Source organism: Flavobacterium sp. UM26, assembly GCF_057922445.1.
Genome location: NZ_JBVHCY010000001.1, coordinates 339,994 through 355,390 on the forward strand (window position 1 = coordinate 339,994; position 15,397 = coordinate 355,390).

Below are 15,397 nucleotides of genomic sequence, written 5' to 3' on the forward strand. Positions count from 1 at the left end.
TTCTGCAATTTGCATTGTTATTTTCGTTAATTTTAGTTAATTAATTTTAAATAACAATCTTATGGAATTTTTGTATTTTCTTTTGATCGGTGCCATTTCTGGATGGCTAGGCGGACAACTTTGGAAAGGTAGTGGTTTTGGCTTATTTGGAAATATCATTGTAGGTATTATTGGTAGCGTCATAGGAGGCTGGATAGCAGGAAAATTAGGAATCGGAGGCGGTGGTCTACTTTGGCAAATAATTATTTCCGCTGGAGGAGCTTGGGTACTGCTTTTCATCATCAGTTTATTCAAAAAATAATTTAATAGTTTAAATAAAAAAGGGATTTCAAATTTGAAATCCCTTTTTTATTTAAACTATCCACAAATTAATTTACAGGCAAACCGAACCAAGTTACTTTGCTAAACATTGATTTTCGAGCTAGTTTCCCTTTACTCAGGTACTCATTTACAAATTTTTCCTGTTCTTCAATTTGCAACAATAATTCAGCTAAGTTTTTACGAAAAGCGCTCAAAGTCGCTCTATTGCTATCGTTAAGAGTCCCAATACCATCCAAATCTTTTTGACATTTTAGTGCTTTTGCTTTGGGCGCTGCAATCATTTCTCTAATTGTATCATCCGACAAAGTGGGTTTAAACTTTTTATTTCTGTAAAAAATAAAATCATTGAACATTGCTGTTGCAGCATTACTTTCTTCTACAATCAAATTCAATTTTGCTACAGCTTGATTGTTTCTCCTTCCAGATATTTCGTTCTTTTTATTTTCTAAATAGTCTTTTATTAACTTCGTTGACACACCATTAGCTTCTACTCTAGTAACACATTCAAACAGCTTAACCTCCTCTGTTTTCTGCTTTAACTTCTCTATTTCATCAGCGAAATTAAAAACTGGTTTAGCAGCATTGACTACTATTTTTCCTGAAATAAATTCAGCATTACTAATAGGATAACGGGATAACTGCCATAGATAATCAAAAGGCATATGGGTTTCCAACATTGCTTTTGCTGGTGTTTTAAAATAAAAAGTATTGAACTTTTTGGCAAAAACACCATTGTTTACACTTCCTGCACCCCAAGTAGGGTCAAACAACCACCACTTACCCTCACTCTTAACTGCACACCAAGCGTGAGATAATGCCGCCACTTTCCCAAATTGCTTGGTATATCCTTCAATGATTTCGCTTTCAAAGCCTAACTGGCTCACAATAGCATTAAACAATTCAGCATAATGAATACACACCCCTTTTCTGGTGATTAGTGTTTTCTCAATTTTCTGTTCCGAAGTGTCGCTAAATTCAATATTCTCCATATTGACCACATCATAACTAATATTAGATGCTACCCAAAAAAAAGCAGCTCTAAGTTTCTCGTTTTCTGACTTAAAATTAGTAGTAATATAATCAGCAATACTTTTTGGGTTCTTTGTAGACGATTTCGGAATCTTTGCCATTTTTGCGTCTATGAGAACAAAATTATCTTTCGTTTGTCCAAAGATTAGTAAGGCACAAAAAAAGAGGCAATAAGAAAAAAAGATTTTCATAATCAAAATTGGTATAAAAAAAACACGAACAGCTTTTAAAGGTTGCTATTCGTGTTTAAATATATGAAAAAAAAGATTTTATAAATTTTGTTGAATCTTAGTTGCCAAAGTTTCGAATTCCTCTTTTGTCAAAGCTACTTTATTTTGAAAACGCATCTCGTTCATTTCATTAATCGGAATTAAATGCACGTGCGCGTGAGGTACTTCTAATCCAATTACAGCCATACCTATACGTTCGCAAGGGACTGTTTTTTCTAGTGCAGCGGCTACTTTCTTTGAGAAGCGCATCAAACCAAGATACAATTCCTCATCCATATCAAAAAGTTTGTCAATTTCTTGCTTAGGAATACAAAGTGTATGACCAGCTGCGTTGGGATTAACATCCAAAAAAGCTAGAAATTGCTCGTCTTCTGCTACTTTGTAGCAAGGAATTTCGCCATTTACAATTTTGGTAAAAATACTACTCATCACTATTCCTTTTAGTCGCGAGAAATTTCTATAATTTCAAACTTCAAAACTCCGTTAGGGACAGTAATTTCGGCAACTTCGCCTACTCTTTTACCCAACAAACCTTTCCCAATAGGAGAAGTTACTGATATCTTTCCGGTTTTCAAATCCGCTTCACTTTCAGCTACCAAAGTATACTTCATTTCCATTCCGTTCCCTTGATTCTTAATTTTTACGTTAGAATGCACCAAAACTTTAGACAAATCCAACTGTGATTCATCAATCAATCTAGCATTAGCATACACTTCTTCTAGCTTTGAAATACGCATTTCCAGCAAACCTTGAGCTTCTTTGGCAGCATCATACTCTGCGTTTTCGGACAAATCCCCTTTGTCTCTAGCATCAGCAATGTCCTGCGAAGCTTTCGGACGCATCACTCCTTTTAAGTAATCCAATTCGTCTTTTAACTTTTTTAATCCTTCTGCTGTATAATAAGATACTTTACTCATAACTTTTTGCGTTAATAATTAAGTGGTTTTTTCTTGTCTCCTTGCACATGAAACCAATGCAATACTATTGGTTTTCTTACGTTTCACATTACAATACCTGACTGATATAAAATAGAAAAAATCCCATCAGGACGGGATTTCTTTCCGCAAATATACTATAATTTTTTTTATGCTATAATTAAATGTTAACCTTAACCAATCCAAAGTTAAATAAATTAAATTTGTTTCACTAATCTTTGATGCTATTTTAAAATGATAAAAAAACTGCTTTTCTTATTCGTTATTGTACTTATATCAAGCTGTAGCGACAACGGAGTCACAAACAAAAACCCATACATTCCCAATTACTCCTTTACAGTAGACATCAATACTAGTTTACCCGCCTACTCCAACTTAAAATTCCCGAGTAATGCTATTTTTTACGCAGGAGCAGGAGCTCGAGGACTCATCGTTTTCAATACCGGAAGCGGCTACAACGCATTCGATGCCGCTTGTCCGAATCAAGCACTTAGCAGTTGCTCTACCCTAACTATCAAAGGCATCAACGCCATTTGTCCTTGCGACAGCAAAGAATACAGCTTATTTACTGGCTTAAGCGACCTACAATATCCCCTAAAACAATACCGTATAGAAGTTATCGGAAGCGTGATTAGAGTGTATAATTAAGATTTGGGCGTGCCACCTCACAACAAAGGGGGCAACTCATCTTGCTGGTGAGTCGCCCCCTTTGTCGTGAGCTGTCGGGCTATACGCGCTACTTCGGTAGACATAGCTCCAAATGAAATTCACTGAACTCCTATGAAAATAAATGTATAGTGAAGTAATCCCTCACGCGGGTAAAACTACTTACTCATGCTCTTTGAACAAAAAAATCCAGTGTCATAACAACACTGGATTTTAAAAATAATTAAACTAAAAATTAAAACTTTAAATTCAATCCTGCCAAGAAATTAATTCCTGCTTGTGGATAATAAGAAGGATAGATGTCATACATATACCCGTTGGACACATACTTTTTATCCAAAATATTATTCACTAATCCGCTTAACACAATTTCTTTAAAGATTGTTTTGGGTTTAAAGGTATAACTCACATTGAAGTCATTTACAAAGTAATCCGCTAGTTTTGCAGCGGGCAACTCGATATTGTTCATAAATTGCTCTCCTACAAATTTTTGCAACAAAGACAAATGCAAAGCTTTAATAGGCGAAAATACCAATACATTACCCACAATTACTGAAGGAGAGTAAGCAATATCTGTTGTTCCAAAATTTGTACCTGTGATATTCAAATCCACATTCTTGTTGGCGCTTAAAGTAAAGTTAGGACGCACCATCCATTGTTCAGACAAAGCAATAGTGGCATCAACCTCAAGACCTAAACGATAGCTTTTTTCACTATTTGAACGAATAGGAGCTCCCACATCATCTAATTTTCCAGTCAAAATCAACTGGTTTTTATATGCCATATAGTAGATATTGGTATTCAATTGTATTTTTTCGTTGTTCAAACGCCATCCCAATTCAAAGTCATCTAAGGTTTCAGGTCGAACACCTCCATTTTCATAATCGGTGCGATTCGGTTCGCGGTTGGCTCTCGCATACGAAAAATACATCGTGTTTGCCTCGTCAAACTTAAAATTCAAACCTGCTTTGGGATTAAAAAAGCGAAAAGTATCATTCACCAAGCCCGTTTCTGGACTATCGGCTTTATACTGTACGTGACGGTATTGCAAATCACCATACAAACTCAATTGCTCCGAAACTTGATAATTGGCTTTAGTAAAAAAGTTCCCATCAGTTTTCGTGGCAAAATCTTCATAATAACGATCGCCTAATTCACTTTGAGAAGCGTAGCGCGCCCAAATCACTTTTCCAAAATGTGCCCCTTCATATTTGTTATAGCCCCCTCCCAAAATTAATTGTAAAGCATCATTAGTATAATTGGCAGAAAAAGTAGCACCATAAAAATCATTGTCTAACCATTTTTGGCGTACTAAATCGGTTCTATTAATGGTGGTTCCATTGATAACAATTGGGGTCAAACCATAACTAGAAAATTTAGCATCTTCTTTATAGTTTTCGTAATAACCTTTGCCTTTTGTGTAATGCAAGGCAAAATTAGAACTCCAGTTATCCGACCATCTTTCGTTCCAATGCAATTGTGAATGGTCTTGTTGGTAGTTATCCGTTTCATTATCATAAAAGCGAGTATTTCCTGACTCGTCTGTATACATTCCTGCGGAATTAAATCTGCGATCACTATTCAGCGTTGCCCCATCAATCCCGTTCCAAGCTTGGTATGTTTTTTCTTTTCCACCAAAAACCAAGGCTTTTAGCAAAGTAGTTTTCCCTACATAAGTTCCTTGCAAGAAATACGATTTTAAGTCTGAACTAGCGCGGTCAATATATCCGTCAGATTGTAAAACAGATAAACGTCCTGCGATTTCAAAATGGTCGTTTAGTAAACCTGTACTGAATTTAACCGTGTTCTTCAAAGTATTAAAACTTCCCGCCGAACTAGCAATTTCAGCACTTGCTTCTTTGGTATACGAATCAGTTAGCATATTCAAACTCGCTCCAAAGGCTCCTGAACCATTGGTAGACGTTCCTACACCACGTTGTAACTGAATACTTTCTACCGAAGAAACAAAATCAGGCATGTTCACCCAAAACGTACCGTGACTTTCAGAATCGTTGTACGGAATTCCGTTGATGGTTACGTTTACTCTGGTGGCATCACTACCACGAACGCGTATCCCTGAGTAGCCAATTCCGTTACCAGCATCTGAAGTAGTAACTACAGAAGGCATATAATTCATAAGTGTTGGAATGTCCTGACCTAAATTGCGGAACTGGATTTGTTTTTTGGTCAAATTGCTGAAAGAAACCGGAGTTTTAGAAGTCACCCGTACTGCCGACACCAAAACATCATCCAATTGATTCACTTTGGTGGTGTCTTGTACTTGTGCAAAAGTGACACTAGAGAATAGAAAAAAGAGAATAGAAAAAAGACGTAAAGAAACTGTCTTTGTACTTTGTACCTTATACTTTGTACTTTTTGAATAAAATAGAGTGTTCATCCGTAAATAGTTTTACGAATAAAAGGGGGAATTATTCTTTTGTTTTTAAATTAATAAATGATTTGTTTCTATGACAAGACAATAGCGTGCACTCTAGTATTTTGTCATTTTTTCCCTTGGCAGCATTACCCGCCCAGGTTCTTTGGGTATGATCTCAGCTCGTTATTTTAGAGCACCCCTTTGAGACGGGGCAAATATAAATCATTTGTTTGAAGTTACAAGTCTAAAGTTTAAAGTTTTTGAAACCACTAAAAATCAGGTTTTCTTCTAGATTTTTTTATTTCGGACAAACTCTTTTTATCCTTAATTCGTTTTCTTATGGCCGATTTTGGTATTTTGGTCGCTTTTCTTTCTTTGGCTACAAACAAACCTGCTCGGATTATCGCCAAAAAACGCTTGATCACTATAGCTTTGTTTTTGAGTTGACTTCGGTCTTCATCACAATGTAAAATCAGGAGTTGTTCTGAAGTTAATCTATTGGCTAATTTGTTTTCAAGCACTAGTTTCTCTTCTTCGTTTAAGGCTTGAGACTGTTTCAAATCAAAAGTTAGAACGACTTTAGAAGCTACTTTATTTACATTTTGTCCTCCTGCTCCACTGCTTCTAACCGCTTTAAATTGTAATTCGTCAACTATTTTTTCTGTATCCATTTTACAAAGCTTGATGGAACTGGTGTGCTGGTTTCAGTAAATCGTTTACATTCTTTACTGGATTAAAAGTTACCATAGGCACCTCAACAAAAACTGTAATCCACTTGGCCATGGCTCCATTCCATAGACCTGGTAATTCGTATGATTTTATGGTTTCGGCCCCTAACTTTCTTTCTACGATAAATCCGCTATTATGATCTACAAACTGGCTTAAATCAAACTTTTGATTCTTGTAGTTTTTTATTCCACAAACTAAATCTACAGGATTAAAATGAGTAGCATTATCTAAAATTCGTTGCTGTTCGTCGTTTTTTAAATCCATTTGAGAAGATTCAACAATTTGCAAACTCATTTTTCCTTTGCCATCAACTACCCAAAAAGGACCACCACCAGGTTCTCCTTCATTTTTTACCATGCCACATACGCGAATAGGACGATCTAAAACACGTAGTAATTCTTTTAGTTTATTTTCAAATGTAAATTTTGAAAATCCTTTGGTTAACTCAATACTCAATTCATTTTGAACAAAAGTCACGATTTCGTCCACTTGGGATTCGCCAACTTGCTGTTGATGAATAGCAGCTACATACTTAAAAACCCGTTGTTGCAATGCCAATAAAATCCCAGCCAATCCTTTTTTGTATAAGGAAATAGCGTCTAAATGATTTTGAATTACATTGTCTATGTTCTTAATAAAAACAATATCAGCATCTAAAGCATTAAGGTTTTCAATCAAAGCGCCATGACCACCAGGACGAAATAAAAGTTCATTATTTTGATTCTTCACCAAATGATTATTGGCATCAACTGTAACTGAATCTGTGGATTTGTCTTGATAAGAATAACTTATTTCAATAGTTGTATTAGATTGTTCTTCGATTTTAGCTTTTAACTCTTGCTCTAATTTTTCAAAAAGGGCTTGATGAGCCTCAGTTATAGTAAAATGCAAATAACTTTTTTGTTGTACCGTAGCATAGGCCACACTTTCGTTTAGGTGTTCTTCAAAAGGTGTGGCTACATGATCGACATAGTCATGAAAAGGTAGAACCCCTTTGGGCTTACTGGCAAAATCAAAATAATCTGGATGTAATAAATAGGTAACGAAATAATAATTTTTCTGATCAGCAGACCAAAAATCAAAATCAGAAAAATCAGCTCGAAGTTTTTGATCTATGGCCTTATAAAAAGGAAATTTATCCATTCCAACAATAAACAGTGACAACTCTAAATCGCGTTTTCTATTTACATAAGCATTAATACTTTCGGTATCGTGATGATAATCCTTCAAAAACTCATTCAAGAACTTAAACATACGTGTAGCTGCTCCTGAGGCTGGCACTAATTTTTTCAACTTTAAAGAGGCTTGATTAGCATCAAAAAAAGCAGCTTTTTCAACAAACTCCTCCGTAGACAAATGTATAATTCCATCACCAATTGTTGCAGGTCTATCCAAAATGGTTTTGGCAATACCGTTTTTGTAGATAGTGAGTTGTTCTTGTACTTTAGCTATTGGAATACCGTGCTCGTAAATTTGCACAAAATCCAAAGAGTCGACCCCCACTTTCTTAGCCATACGTAACTCTTCTAGAATAGCTATTGCTTTGTTCAAACGGGTTTCTTTATCACCTGTTAAAGTAATAAATGGTTTTTTGTTATCAATAAGTGACTGTTTGAATACCGAAAAAATAGACTCTCTTCCTTCTGGACTATCTCTCAAACCATCATCTTCCCAAGGCACATCAATATCTGTGAGGAAAAACAGGTCATATTGATGAGTCCGTGCTGCTTTGTCTAACAAGGAATCACAAAAGTTATAATACAGTTCAGAGAATACTTTGGTTACCAACAAATTGGTATCACAAAACAAGAATGTATTAGCGGCAATTGCACTTTCGTTTTCCAATTTGGTTTGACCGTATGCTATGGGCAACATATCATCGATATCACAAATACCACGCCCGCTATCTAATTTTTCTTGTAGATAATCGCGAGCAAATTCTGGTACCCAAACTGTTTGATAGTAATCCGCTAATTGTTTTGCCAAAGTGGTTTTGCCTGTAGATTCAGGTCCAAAAATGGCAATTCGTATTATTTCTGAAGCACCAGCTTCTGTGAACTGTTTAAGATTTTTTTCCATTCTAAATAACCATAAAAGGCAATAATAGTAAAGATAACATATTGTAATGAAGTAAAGGTGTACCCTTTTGCAAAATATAATGGTATTGAAATACAATCTCCAATAATCCAAAATATCCAATTCTCAATCTTTCGTTTGGCCATTAACCACATGCCAACGAAGAAAATAGCCGTCAATAAAGTATCTACATACGAATACCAAGTGGTAAATTTACCAAAATAAAGATAAACTAGTACTACAAATACTACAGTCATTATAAAAATTAAAACAGCATACATCTTTTCTTTGGAATTAACATCCGAAATTGGAAACTCTACTTCATCTCCTTTTTTGCGTGTCCAATGGTACCAACCATAAAGACTCATCACAAAGTAATACATATTGATCATCGAATCGCCTAATAATTCCCATTGCCAAAGCAAATAGGCATAGATTGAAGTACTGACCAAGCCCGTTGGGAACACCAAAATATTGTCTTTTTTGGCAAACCAAACACTGGCTAAACCGAAAAAAATGGCAATTAACTCTAAACTAACCATTACAGTTGAATAGTCTTTATACTGTGCGAAAAAAAAATCAATCATATTTTATGTGTAATTTGTGGTTTATTCTTTTCAAAAAAAGAATAGTTTTTCTCAAAAGCTGTCCCGATTACTACTAAATCAGCACCAAAATCATACGCTTGCTGAATACCAAGCCAATCCGTAATGCCTCCTCCTACAATTAAAGGAATGTTGATGTTTTGAGTTACCTCTTGAATCATTTCTATTGGAACTGCATACTTTGCACCACTTCCTGCCTCAAGATAGATGAGCTGATGTCCGAGCATTTCACCTGCTATGGCAGTATGACAAACGCCTTTGATATCGAAGCGTGACATGGGTTGTGTTTTACTCACTCTAGCCACAGCGGTTTCGTTACCGCTTTCTATTAAAAGATAACCCGTGGGAATAACTTCTAAGGTTGTTTTCTTGAGAATTGGAGCTGCTTTGACTTGATGTTCTATCAAAAAATCAGGGTTGCGACCCGATAACAGGGACAAAAAAAGTATGCCATCGGCGTGAATAGAAATTTGAGAAGGATTGCCAGGAAAAAGCAAAATGGGCAATTGACAAATTTCTTTAATCTTGACTATCAACTCGTCAAGAATGTTGTTTTCTACATGGCTACCACCAATAAAAATATGAGTCGCTGGCGAAGCAATAATTTTTTGAGTCAAAAGAGGCACAGCTTGCAAATCAATTTTATCGGGATCGAGAAGAATAGCTAGAAGCTTGCGTTTCTCTTTTTTTGCTAATAGAATGTCTTGATAAATGTTTTTCATAATAATCATCATACAGCCATTTGCTGAGCCGACACAAAACTACTGAAAGAATACAAACTATTGTTCGTTTTTTTCAAAAGCATAAACTAGAGTAAAAGAATCGAACTCATCAAAACAAATAGTAAACCATTGCTGCTTTTTTTCGAAATCCAAAATGGCGGTGGTTTCTTTTTGGTCTAACTCAAATGGACTGACTTTGATGTGGTTTTTAAAACTAATGCCTTTCTCGTTTCGTATTTTGAAAATGGCTTCTTTGGCACCCCATTTTACGGTTAACTTGCGAATATAATCATCTGTTGAGAAGCTTTGCAGACGAGATAACTCAGCAGTATCGACAAATTTATCGGCGATGCGAAGGATTTTTTCTCGTTGTAATTCGATATCAATCCCGACGGTTTGATTGCTTATGATGATCGCGGCGAATTCGTGAGAATGGGTAATGGAAATATATTTTTTGTCGTTCAAATGTGGCTTGCCTGATGCATCGTAAAACAAATCAAAGTCGGTATATCCAGCTTCGGCTAGTAATTTTCGAACACTCAAAAAGGCACGCTGATGCAGTTGCGACTTCATTCCGTTGAGTCGTTGGGTGCTAATTGTGTTCAAGTGTACTTGTTCGTATAAATCCGAAAACGTCTCGGTGATGTGCCAAACATAGAGTGTGGTTTCTTGAGTATACTGGAGGGTTTTGAATAACGGCATTTGTAAATTGGGTGTCGTTTATAGTTTGGTTTTTGAATACAATTTTCTTGTTGTTTAGCACATTGCCTAGCCCTGATGGGAACGGCATCCTTGTATGGCGGGGTTCGCCATACAAGATATAGTGGACAGCAGGATTAGCTCCTTATAGTTGACCAACTTTGTATGTGCAATTGACAAGGCATTTAAAATTCTAACGCTTAAGGAATTAAACAATTCACAAATCTTATAGAAATTCGTTTATTTCTAAACTTATTACGTAAATTTGCAAAAAATTTCAATATACAAATATACTATAAATGAGTACAGCAACTATGCCTTATGTGGCTTACAAAGTGAAAGACATTTCCTTAGCAGCTTGGGGAAGAAAAGAAATTGAATTAGCAGAAGCTGAAATGCCAGGTTTGATGGCACTTCGTGAAGAATACAAAGACGAACAACCTTTGAAGGGAGCTCGTATTGCAGGATGTTTACATATGACGATTCAAACTGCAGTTTTGATTGAGACTTTGATTGCGCTTGGAGCTGAAGTGACTTGGAGTTCTTGTAACATTTTTTCTACTCAAGATCAGGCTGCTGCTGCTATTGCTGCTGCTGGAATTCAGGTGTATGCTTGGAAAGGTCTTGACGAAGAGTCTTTTGACTGGTGTATTGAGCAAACATTATTCTTTGGTGAAGACAGAAAACCATTGAATATGATTTTGGATGACGGTGGAGATTTGACTAATATGGTTATTGATCGTTACCCAGAATTAGTTCCTGGCATCAAAGGATTGTCTGAAGAAACTACTACTGGTGTTCACAGATTATACGAAAGAGTAAAAGCAGGAACATTACCAATGCCAGCGATCAACGTAAACGACTCGGTTACTAAATCTAAATTTGACAACAAATACGGTTGTAAAGAATCTGCTGTTGATGCCATCCGTCGTGCAACTGATGTGATGTTAGCTGGAAAAAGAATAATCGTTTGTGGATACGGAGACGTAGGAAAAGGAACAGCTGCTTCTTTTAGAGGTGCTGGATCTATTGTAACAGTTACTGAAATTGATCCAATTTGTGCATTACAAGCTGCAATGGACGGTTTTGAAGTTAAAAAATTAGATACTGTTATCGCTACTGCTGATATCATTATCACTACAACTGGAAACAAAGACATCGTTTTGGGTTCTCATTTTGAAAAAATGAAAGACAAAACTATCGTTTGTAACATCGGACACTTTGATAACGAAATTGATATGGCTTGGTTGAACAAAAACCACGGCGCTTCAAAAATCGAAATCAAACCACAAGTTGACAAATATACTATCAACGGTAATGACATTATCATCTTGGCAGAAGGTCGTTTAGTTAACTTAGGTTGCGCTACAGGTCACCCAAGTTTTGTAATGAGTAACTCATTCACCAACCAAACTTTGGCTCAAATCGAATTGTGGAATCATGCCGACAAATACAAAAATGAAGTCTATATGTTACCAAAACATTTAGATGAAAAAGTAGCAAGATTACACTTAGCCAAATTAGGTGTTGAATTAGAGACTTTACGTCCTGATCAAGCAGAATATATTGGAGTAACTGTTGAAGGTCCATTTAAGCCTGAATATTACAGATACTAATTTAGTAATTAGTCCTTAGTGATGAGGGACTAGTAACTAGTTAATAATAGACAAACCCTTACAGGAAACTGAAATACATTCAGTAGTACTGTGAGGGTTTGTTGTTTAATTTAACTTTTTAAACCCAAAATCTCTATTTTAACCAGATTATGTTTTAAAGTAAAACTTAACCTTTAATGTTTATACTATAATATCTGTATATTTATGATCAAAATTAATATGTCCTTAAATAAATGAAAAACTTTTTGTTTGTCCCTATATTATTATTTGTTCTGAAAAATTCAGCTCAGGGAACCGACCGCAGTGAATACCAACAACAACTATACACAGCGGCGATAAACTCATATAAAAATGGAGATAATATAGAAGCAATTAAAACTTTTGCCATTGTTCAGAATATTAATCCAAAAACTGATTTAAGCAAAAAAGCATCACAAAAGTTGGACTCACTAAGAACTATTTTAAGAAACGACAAAATAAATTCATTGATTGGAAACTGGAAATGGATTTTAAAAGAGGGAAATTGGGCTATTAGAGAGGATAACCTAGGAGGTAAAATGATTACCATAACCAAAGATGAAATCCTTTTTTATGAAATTTATAGAACTTCAAAAAAATGGGATTTAATAAAAACTGAAAAAATAAAGTTTTCTGACAACCCTGAGTCCTACTCATTTACCGAGCTACTATATTCAAACAATGAAATTTGGGATTATAGTTATGACTCGGGTACTGGAGAATTAATAGCTACTTATATTGGTGAAAAAATTGGAGATAACTATACAGAACTCGTATGTGGAAATCCAAAATTATTCTATTACAAATTACAAAACTAGAAACCTCAAAATATTAAATCATCTCAATAAAAGACCAAACAAAAATCACTCTACATAAAAAAACTCCAACCATCAAGCTCTCAAAACTTTAACAAAAGAAGAACGTTTGTATCTTATTCTAATTTAGTATTTTAGAAGGCAACAAAAAATGAGTTCGCTAACTTATTGGTCTTCAAAATATGAAACAAAAAAAAGAGCACTTTCTATTCTATTTTTATCCTTTGAACAAGCTTACTTTCAAGTCAAATTGGCTGTCTTTTTTCTTATTGATTGTGTTATTGACAGTACCACAACATCATTTTTCACAGCATAAAAAACCAAAAGTAGCTTTAGTACTAAGCGGCGGCGGAGCAAAAGGAATTGCACATATTCCAGTGATTCAAGCGCTCGATTCGTTGGGCATCGTTCCTGATTTGGTTATAGGAACGAGTATGGGAAGTGTTGTTGGTGGATTATATGCTATGGGCTATTCTGGAGACAGTATTGCCAAAATTGCCAATAGTGCTCATTGGGACGAATTGTTGGGCGGAAAGGTTTCGCTAAACAACGTTAGCGTAGAGGAAATGAGCGAATTCAGTCGCTACTTAATCGACATTGATGTAAAAAATTACAAACCTGTCATTAAATCATCCTTATTAAATGACCAAAATCTTAGAGAATTCATCTCGCTAATCACTTATCCAGCCTATAACGTTTCTAATTTCGACAAATTACCGATTCCATATCGAGCTGTAGCCACTGACATTTTGAATGGAAAAACCGTTATTCTTGGCGAGGGATCTATTGGCTTAGCTATGAGAGCAAGTATGTCTATTCCGGGTGTATTCAAGCCCGTACCTTACCAAAACACCATTTTAGTAGATGGCGGAATGCTGGACAATTTCCCCACTGATATTGCCAAAAATATGGGTGCCGATATCATCATTGGGAGTGATGTAGGAGACGATAAAGTAACTATTGAAAAACTCGAAAATCTTTCGACACTTATTTTTCAATCGACTATGTTAACAAGCAATTTGAAAAATGAAAAGAACAAAAAGTTATGCGATATTTTATTTAGTCATTACCCTAATTTAACTTATTCTACAGGTGACTTTAATGCAAGTGATGAAATTTATAGAGAAGGTAAAATTGCTACCAACCAAAACATCCCCGCCTTGGTAGCATTAGCAGAAAAACTCAAAGCCTTTCCTTCAACAAAACCACAACTACCCATAATCGACCGAGAGTTTGTTTTGGATACAATTATATACAAAGACTTTAGCAACGCTAATCTTGAATTAGTAAAAAAACGTGCTGGTTTAGAAACAAGCAACAAGTATACCATAGAAGACATTGCCCAAGGAATTAGAAAAGCAATGGGAACCAATTTGTTCAATCAAATCAATTATACCACATTTTCAAAAGACAACAAAACCCATTTACAACTCAACGCCTCTGAATACTACAAAAGCCAAATGAAAGCTTCGCTACATTTTGATACTTTTAGAGGTTTTGGCGCAATAATCAATTACACCGGAAGAAATTTATTGGGAGAATCATCACGAATTTTAGTTACTGGTGATATTGCACAACAACCAAGGATAAGATTACAATATCAAAAAATATTAGGTCGAGAAAAAAATTGGTGGTGGCGCTCAGAAGCCTATGGTCAACGTCTTATTCAAGATGTATTTATACAACGTAAAAAAGCAGATAATCTTCAATTTAACGCTTTCCACCTAGACAACCAGATCAATAGAAATATCAATTCTTTAAAAAGTTATTTTGGATTCGGACTCAACTACCATTATACCCATTTACGTCCAAAAACAGACCCTAGCTTTAATACTATTTTCACATTGAGTAGCTACTATCTCAACCAAATAGAAATGAATGCTCACTACTATACTGACAATTTGAACAAAGTATTTTTTGCCACAACAGGAAACAAACTTCAGGTAGCCTTATCCCGTTCCATCCGTCAAGATGTAGACATTAACTTTATTAACAACAGCACTGAAAACTTCAGCGGCAGCCTGAATCCATTTACTAAATTTAACTTTAGCTACGAAAATAGAATTCCGATACAAAATAAAGTGCTCATTATGGAAGCTAGTGCAGGGCTATTGTTTGAGGATAAAACACAATCGAATCAGATTTCAACCGCACAGTTTGGGTATGCATCGAAATACTTCATAGGAGGTTACACACCAAATCCTTTAAAAAACAGTACAACATTTGCAGGTTTACAAGAAAACGAACTCAATGTTAGTCAGTTTGTAAAAGTAAATTTAAGCTTACAAACCAATCTTACCTCCAAAATCTATTTAATCCCACATATTGATGTTGCTGCTGTCGGCTTTCAGGACTTCAATGATTTCAAAAGAAATTTTTATGCACCAAAAGGAAAATGGCAAGATCAAGATGCTACAAGCATATTACTATCTAGTGGCGCAACCATTTCGTACAACACCTTTTTAGGACCTATCATTTTTGACACCTCCTGGGTAAACAATAATAAGCTAAAATTGTTTTTTAGCATAGGATTATTATTCAATCCATCATAAAAAAAGC

The 15,397-nt window shown here is 35.4% G+C and carries 14 protein-coding genes; 5 read left to right on the top strand and 9 right to left on the bottom strand.

Annotated elements, in window-relative coordinates; translation table 11 throughout:
- Positions 1-61: 61 nt before the first annotated feature.
- Complete coding sequence (locus ACZ1AQ_RS01495) at positions 62-301, top strand: GlsB/YeaQ/YmgE family stress response membrane protein (RefSeq protein ID WP_489631195.1); 240 nt, start codon at positions 62-64, stop codon at positions 299-301.
- Between the two features lie 67 nt (positions 302-368).
- Here ACZ1AQ_RS01495 and ACZ1AQ_RS01500 read toward each other — a convergent pair whose 3' ends face one another.
- The 3 genes from ACZ1AQ_RS01500 to greA form a co-directional block, all read right to left on the bottom strand.
- Entirely contained in the window at positions 369-1,451 is a 1,083-nt protein-coding gene (locus tag ACZ1AQ_RS01500; protein WP_489631196.1) for a transglutaminase domain-containing protein, read from the bottom strand.
- Positions 1,452-1,619: 168 nt separating this feature from the next.
- Positions 1,620-2,009, bottom strand: a complete 390-nt coding sequence (locus ACZ1AQ_RS01505) for an HIT family protein (RefSeq protein WP_489631197.1) — start codon at positions 2,007-2,009, stop codon at positions 1,620-1,622.
- Positions 2,010-2,020: 11 nt separating this feature from the next.
- On the bottom strand, positions 2,021-2,497 hold the full coding sequence (gene greA / locus ACZ1AQ_RS01510; RefSeq protein ID WP_489631198.1) for a transcription elongation factor GreA: 477 nt from the start codon (positions 2,495-2,497) through the stop codon (positions 2,021-2,023).
- 252 nt (positions 2,498-2,749) lie between these two features.
- Here greA and ACZ1AQ_RS01515 point away from each other — a divergent pair, with 252 nt between their 5' ends.
- Positions 2,750-3,163 (top strand): Rieske (2Fe-2S) protein, encoded by a 414-nt coding sequence (locus ACZ1AQ_RS01515; protein WP_489631199.1) that lies wholly within the window; start codon positions 2,750-2,752, stop codon positions 3,161-3,163.
- Positions 3,164-3,416: 253 nt separating this feature from the next.
- Here the strand turns inward: ACZ1AQ_RS01515 and ACZ1AQ_RS01520 are convergent, their stop codons facing one another.
- The 6 genes from ACZ1AQ_RS01520 to ACZ1AQ_RS01545 all read right to left on the bottom strand — a co-directional run bounded on the left by ACZ1AQ_RS01520 (position 3,417) and on the right by ACZ1AQ_RS01545 (position 10,392).
- Positions 3,417-5,579 (bottom strand): TonB-dependent receptor, encoded by a 2,163-nt coding sequence (locus tag ACZ1AQ_RS01520; RefSeq protein WP_489631200.1) that lies wholly within the window; start codon positions 5,577-5,579, stop codon positions 3,417-3,419.
- A gap of 248 nt (positions 5,580-5,827) precedes the next feature.
- The gene (gene arfB, locus ACZ1AQ_RS01525; RefSeq protein ID WP_489631201.1) at positions 5,828-6,229 is read right to left on the bottom strand and encodes an alternative ribosome rescue aminoacyl-tRNA hydrolase ArfB; all 402 of its coding nucleotides are present in this window, start codon (positions 6,227-6,229) and stop codon (positions 5,828-5,830) included.
- Between the two features lies 1 nt (position 6,230).
- Positions 6,231-8,366: a DUF4301 family protein gene (locus tag ACZ1AQ_RS01530; protein WP_489631202.1), complete on the bottom strand. Its 2,136-nt coding sequence runs from the start codon at positions 8,364-8,366 to the stop codon at positions 6,231-6,233.
- On the bottom strand, positions 8,318-8,950 hold the full coding sequence (gene pnuC, locus ACZ1AQ_RS01535; RefSeq protein ID WP_489631203.1) for a nicotinamide riboside transporter PnuC: 633 nt from the start codon (positions 8,948-8,950) through the stop codon (positions 8,318-8,320). Before pnuC ends, ACZ1AQ_RS01530 begins: the two co-directional genes overlap by 49 nt.
- Positions 8,947-9,690, bottom strand: a complete 744-nt coding sequence (locus tag ACZ1AQ_RS01540) for a phosphoglycerol geranylgeranyltransferase (protein ID WP_489631204.1) — start codon at positions 9,688-9,690, stop codon at positions 8,947-8,949. The genes pnuC and ACZ1AQ_RS01540 overlap by 4 nt, the downstream gene beginning before the upstream one ends.
- 57 nt (positions 9,691-9,747) lie before the next feature.
- Positions 9,748-10,392, bottom strand: a complete 645-nt coding sequence (locus tag ACZ1AQ_RS01545; protein ID WP_489631205.1) for a 4'-phosphopantetheinyl transferase family protein — start codon at positions 10,390-10,392, stop codon at positions 9,748-9,750.
- Positions 10,393-10,688: 296 nt separating this feature from the next.
- Between ACZ1AQ_RS01545 and ahcY the strand changes: the two genes are divergently transcribed.
- The 3 genes from ahcY to ACZ1AQ_RS01560 all read left to right on the top strand — a co-directional run bounded on the left by ahcY (position 10,689) and on the right by ACZ1AQ_RS01560 (position 15,390).
- Positions 10,689-12,005: an adenosylhomocysteinase gene (gene ahcY / locus ACZ1AQ_RS01550; protein WP_489631206.1), complete on the top strand. Its 1,317-nt coding sequence runs from the start codon at positions 10,689-10,691 to the stop codon at positions 12,003-12,005.
- Between the two features lie 233 nt (positions 12,006-12,238).
- A complete protein-coding gene (locus ACZ1AQ_RS01555) occupies positions 12,239-12,841 on the top strand; it encodes a hypothetical protein (RefSeq protein WP_489631207.1) in 603 nt (200 codons plus the stop codon).
- A 179-nt stretch (positions 12,842-13,020) separates the two neighbouring features.
- The gene (locus ACZ1AQ_RS01560) at positions 13,021-15,390 is read left to right on the top strand and encodes a patatin-like phospholipase family protein (protein WP_489631208.1); all 2,370 of its coding nucleotides are present in this window, start codon (positions 13,021-13,023) and stop codon (positions 15,388-15,390) included.
- Positions 15,391-15,397 lie beyond the last annotated feature (7 nt).

Excerpts from the sequence above, each read along its gene's own strand:
- greA (WP_489631198.1), bottom strand. The coding sequence starts at position 2,497 with ATGAGTAAAGTATCTTATTATACAGCAGAAGGATTAAAAAAGTTAAAA.
- ACZ1AQ_RS01500 (WP_489631196.1), bottom strand. The coding sequence starts at position 1,451 with ATGGCAAAGATTCCGAAATCGTCTACAAAGAACCCAAAAAGTATTGCT.
- ACZ1AQ_RS01520 (WP_489631200.1), bottom strand. The coding sequence starts at position 5,579 with ATGAACACTCTATTTTATTCAAAAAGTACAAAGTATAAGGTACAAAGT.
- ACZ1AQ_RS01540 (WP_489631204.1), bottom strand. The coding sequence starts at position 9,690 with ATGAAAAACATTTATCAAGACATTCTATTAGCAAAAAAAGAGAAACGC.
- ACZ1AQ_RS01530 (WP_489631202.1), bottom strand. The coding sequence starts at position 8,366 with ATGGAAAAAAATCTTAAACAGTTCACAGAAGCTGGTGCTTCAGAAATA.
- arfB (WP_489631201.1), bottom strand. The coding sequence starts at position 6,229 with ATGGATACAGAAAAAATAGTTGACGAATTACAATTTAAAGCGGTTAGA.
- ACZ1AQ_RS01495 (WP_489631195.1), top strand. The coding sequence starts at position 62 with ATGGAATTTTTGTATTTTCTTTTGATCGGTGCCATTTCTGGATGGCTA.
- ACZ1AQ_RS01555 (WP_489631207.1), top strand. The coding sequence starts at position 12,239 with ATGAAAAACTTTTTGTTTGTCCCTATATTATTATTTGTTCTGAAAAAT.
- ahcY (WP_489631206.1), top strand. The coding sequence starts at position 10,689 with ATGAGTACAGCAACTATGCCTTATGTGGCTTACAAAGTGAAAGACATT.
- ACZ1AQ_RS01545 (WP_489631205.1), bottom strand. The coding sequence starts at position 10,392 with ATGCCGTTATTCAAAACCCTCCAGTATACTCAAGAAACCACACTCTAT.
- ACZ1AQ_RS01505 (WP_489631197.1), bottom strand. The coding sequence starts at position 2,009 with ATGAGTAGTATTTTTACCAAAATTGTAAATGGCGAAATTCCTTGCTAC.
- ACZ1AQ_RS01515 (WP_489631199.1), top strand. The coding sequence starts at position 2,750 with ATGATAAAAAAACTGCTTTTCTTATTCGTTATTGTACTTATATCAAGC.
- ACZ1AQ_RS01560 (WP_489631208.1), top strand. The coding sequence starts at position 13,021 with ATGAAACAAAAAAAAGAGCACTTTCTATTCTATTTTTATCCTTTGAAC.
- pnuC (WP_489631203.1), bottom strand. The coding sequence starts at position 8,950 with ATGATTGATTTTTTTTTCGCACAGTATAAAGACTATTCAACTGTAATG.